Annotated in this window: 4 protein-coding genes and 1 pseudogene; all 5 read right to left on the minus strand. The window is 55.1% G+C overall.

Translation table 11 applies throughout. The features are described from left to right. Window positions 1–51: 51 nt before the first annotated feature. Window positions 52–456, minus strand: a complete 405-nt coding sequence (locus C7964_RS19835) for a hypothetical protein (RefSeq protein ID WP_146214905.1) — start codon at window positions 454–456, stop codon at window positions 52–54. Window positions 457–1,141: 685 nt separating this feature from the next. Continuing rightward, window positions 1,142–1,246, minus strand: a complete 105-nt coding sequence (locus tag C7964_RS20380) for an SEC-C metal-binding domain-containing protein (RefSeq protein WP_110281222.1) — start codon at window positions 1,244–1,246, stop codon at window positions 1,142–1,144. Further along, window positions 1,206–2,041, minus strand: a pseudogene (locus tag C7964_RS20310) (DDE-type integrase/transposase/recombinase); the annotation flags it as partial. The gene C7964_RS20380 and the pseudogene C7964_RS20310, both read right to left, overlap by 41 nt. Before the next feature lie 119 nt (window positions 2,042–2,160). After that, window positions 2,161–3,540 (minus strand): dihydrolipoyl dehydrogenase, encoded by a 1,380-nt coding sequence (lpdA, locus tag C7964_RS19565; protein ID WP_110281225.1) that lies wholly within the window; start codon window positions 3,538–3,540, stop codon window positions 2,161–2,163. Between the two features lie 12 nt (window positions 3,541–3,552). Next, window positions 3,553–3,963, minus strand: a 411-nt coding sequence (locus C7964_RS19570) for a 2-oxo acid dehydrogenase subunit E2 (RefSeq protein ID WP_181417266.1), incomplete at its 5' end; no start/stop codon positions are given.

Genomic DNA, 3,963 nt, shown 5'->3' on the forward strand with positions numbered 1-3,963 from the left:
TTCGTTCCAGTGAATATCCCATGTCATTGTCCTAATCCGCCCACCTGAAAATTAGAGAAAAATAGAGCAGCGGACAACATCCCTGACACAGGGGGCGTTTCCAGTGTCACGAATTTCTTCTAGCATAGCCAAACCCAGCTCTATGCAATGGGTGCAGAGCGATTCCTGATAAGCGTCGTGCCTCGCTGCACGCCGTATTAGCGATTTAGAGATATTTTCCCCTTTGGCAGCTCGGCGCTCTAATTCAATCTTACTGACAAATACTTGCGCATAAGTATCTAGCGCTGCACTTAGATCTCTGAAATCAATCTTCTGAAGATAAGGGGCATTGGGAGGCGTGGCTGGATCAGGTGGGTCAGGATGCAGGCTTGAACCAGTATTCGATTGACGTTTTTTATCTGATTTACTGGAATCCATGGCTCTTAAGACCCAGCGTTCATGATTAAGACGCGTCAATTGTGAAACCTTTCTTATTGCTGGATCGTTTACGACCAGTTTCCAAATGCTCTATTCCGAATTTGGCCCTGCTCCAGTACTGTATTCCATGCCGAAACTATAGTCATCAACTTTGGTCATACTGCTGTTGTTGCAGCACAGTATTAGGAAGGCCAGCTTCGTCTGCGCTGCTGACCTTGGACCGACGTAAATGCTACAAGGTAAACGAATGGCCGCTCTGATGAAGCTGCACCGCAGCGCTCTGCTAATAGTTGAACGGCAGCTTTTGGCCGAAAACGATGATATTTCCGTCCAGTGCAGCAATTCCATGTCAACGCCATGTCAACGAGCGTACGTCATTTTTTGAATGCCTATCACGGTCGACACAGACCAATGTCACCCAGTTTCAGGTGTGAAAATCCGTAGTATCAAAGGCTTATCAGCTAAGTGATTGTTTTTCCTAACCTATTGGAATCATGCCTTTATAGGCTCATAACCTGAAGGTCGTAGGTTCAAATCCTACTCCCGCAACCAAATTACTAAACAATATCAAACGCTTAAGTCGGTGGTAACATAGTACCATCGGCCTCTTGCACGTTTACGTCAACGCTACGTCAACAAATCACCAGTCCCCTATGACGCGCAGCTTCCAGCCTCGAAGACAGCGCATCATGCCGATCCACGGTGACCGGAATTCATTATTTTTTCAATTCCGGCCACAGCAGAGCTTGTACTTCCGACCCGAGCCGCATGAACAGGGATCATCCCTTCCGGCTGCCCTGATCGGTGTTGAATATCTCGAGCGTGCCATGTTTCGCCGAGGCCTTCTCCACAGCTTCTATGCAAAAAAATCAGCCTCCAGCGTGATCGACACCCGCCATGCCAGGACACGCCGTGTGAACCAGTTCAGCACGGCTGCAAGTTAGATGTCCCCGCGCGCCATGGGGTATTAAGTGATGTCCATCGCCAAGACCTGATTGGGGCGGGTAATTGGCAGCTTCCGGAGCAGATAGGGGTAAATCTTGTGTCCCGGTGCCGGTTTCGCGGTGTTCGGCTTGCGCTAGAGCGCCTCAATTCCCATGCGTTTCATCAGCGTGGCAATGTGCAAGCGCTCGACCTTGAACCCTTCCTGAACCAGCAGTCCCCGCAGCATCCGGCTGCCCGCGAACGGGCATTCCATATGCAGCTTGTCGATCCGGTGCATCAGCTTCAGATCAGCATCCGACACTGGGTGGGACTTGAAGTAGACACTGCCCCGGCTGATCCCCAGCATGATCGCTTGGCGGTAGGATCAATCATTTATTGCGCTCGGCAACAGACCCACCTTGCCGAGCGCGCCGAACAAAAAATCATTCCCCAGCGTCAGCTCTCCGATCTTTGCGTGCAGGGTCTTCACGTCGATCATTGGTTCTGGCGCGGCCATCGCAGCTTCGCCGAACACCCTCGTTGCGCTCTCAAGTAGCTGGTCCCGCCACTGTTTGATCTGGTTCGGGTGAACTTCTAAATCCTGGGCCAGCTCAATCAGCTTTTTCTCGCCTTTGATCGCAGCCACGGCCACTTTTGCGTTGAATGTCCGGCTGTGATTCCGGCGCAGTCGTTTTGTCATGGTCTTCTCCTCGCTTGCAGCATCTTACTGCTGTTGCGCGGAAAATCCACTTATCCCAGTTATTCAAATTTGCGGAGCTACCTCTGTATAATAGGTCGGACGGTTGCCACTATCTGATTTCAAAGATCGGTCAGTGTTCCCAATGCACGTTCAGCGGCAAAACCGACGGTCTCGGATACTGTCGGGTGCGCATGCACAGACAGGGCGATGTCCTCCAGCGTTGCCCCCATTTCGATCGCCAAGGTGCATTCCGCAAGCAGTTCACCTGCATTGGACCCGATGAGGGTCGCCCCAAGCAGTCGGTGCGTCTCAGGGCAATAGACCAGCTTGGTCAGGCCGTCGCCTCCGCCTGATGCAAGGTTGCGCCCGCTTGCCGCCCACGGAAAACTTGCCGTTTTGTGTTTGACGCCGTCCGCTTTGGCCTGCGCCTGTGTCAGCCCGACCCAAGCCAATTCAGGGTTCGTATAGGCGACCGACGGGATCAGGGTGGTATCAAGTGCTGCGGCATGGCCGCTGGCAACTTCGGCTGCGACATGTCCTTGATGGGTGGCGCGGTGGGCCAGCATCGGGTTACCCGTCACATCGCCAATCGCGAACACGCCCGCAACATTGGTCCGGCACGCGGTATCGACCGGGATAATGCCACGTTCGTCCATCTCGATGCCTGCGTTTTCGGGCATGACTTTGAGGCCGTTTGACCGCCGCCCGACAGATTGAATGACCGCACCACCGGACAGTTCACCCGAAAACGCACCTTCGCAGGTCAACGTTATGCCCGTCTTGCCGGCTTTGACGGCGCTCACCTTGGTTTCCGTGTGGATCGTTATATCCTGTTTCTCAAGTGCGGCATGCAGTATCTTCACCGCCTCGCGGTCCGCGCCGGGGGCGATCTGATCTGCAAGTTCGACAACTGTCACTTTGGCACCCAAAGCGCTATAGACGGTCGCCATCTCAAGCCCGATGATGCCACCGCCGACGATCACAAGGTCTTTGGGCACTTCGCGCAGTTCAAGCGCTGCGGTGCTGTCCCAGATGCGGTCATCCTCTGGCCAGCCGGGCAATTGCACAGCCGCAGAGCCCACGGCAATAACCGCCTGATCAAAGGTCCATGCCGCGCCGTCGATGTCTATGGTTTTTCTGTCTTTGAAAGTCGCCATGCCTTTGATGGTCTGGACTTTCCGGCGTTTCGCAAGTCCCGTTAGCCCGCCCGTGAGGGCGCCGACAACCCCGTCTTTTTTTGAACGCAGCTTGTCCAGATCGATCTTGGGCTTTGAAAAGGCGATCCCCCAATCATCCGTCATTTCATGCGCTTCGCGGATCACCTCTGCCGCATGCAGCAGGGCCTTGGATGGGATGCAGCCTTCATTCAGGCACACGCCACCCAACGTCGCGCGGGGATCGACCATTACCACTTTGCGCCCCAGATCGGCAGCACGAAAAGCGCAGGCATAGCCACCGGGGCCAGCGCCGATGACCATCAGGTCAGCATGGTTACTCATGTCAGTATTCCTCTAGATCATTATCCGGCGTGGATCTCCCACCAATCCGGCAAGATAGGTGACAAAACGTGCCGCCTCTGCCCCGTTGATCACGCGGTGATCATAGCTCAGATCAAGTGGGACCATCGGGACCGGCTGAAACGCCTCACCATCCCAGACGGGGGTGATTTCGGTGCGCGTCAGGCCAAGGATTGCCACCTCTGGCGGGTTGACGATGGGGGTGAAGGCGGTGCCGCCGATGCCGCCCAGATTGCTGATCGACATGGAGGCGCCGCCCATTTCATCGGGGCCCACCTTGCGGGCCTGTGCGCGCGTCGCCAGATCGGTAATCTCGCTTGCGATTTGCCAAAGACCCTTGCGGTCCGCATCACGGATCACAGGCACCATAAGACCGTGGGCGGTATCAACGGCGATCCCGATATG

The organism is Loktanella sp. PT4BL, from assembly GCF_003201935.1.
Taxonomy (GTDB): domain Bacteria; phylum Pseudomonadota; class Alphaproteobacteria; order Rhodobacterales; family Rhodobacteraceae; genus Yoonia.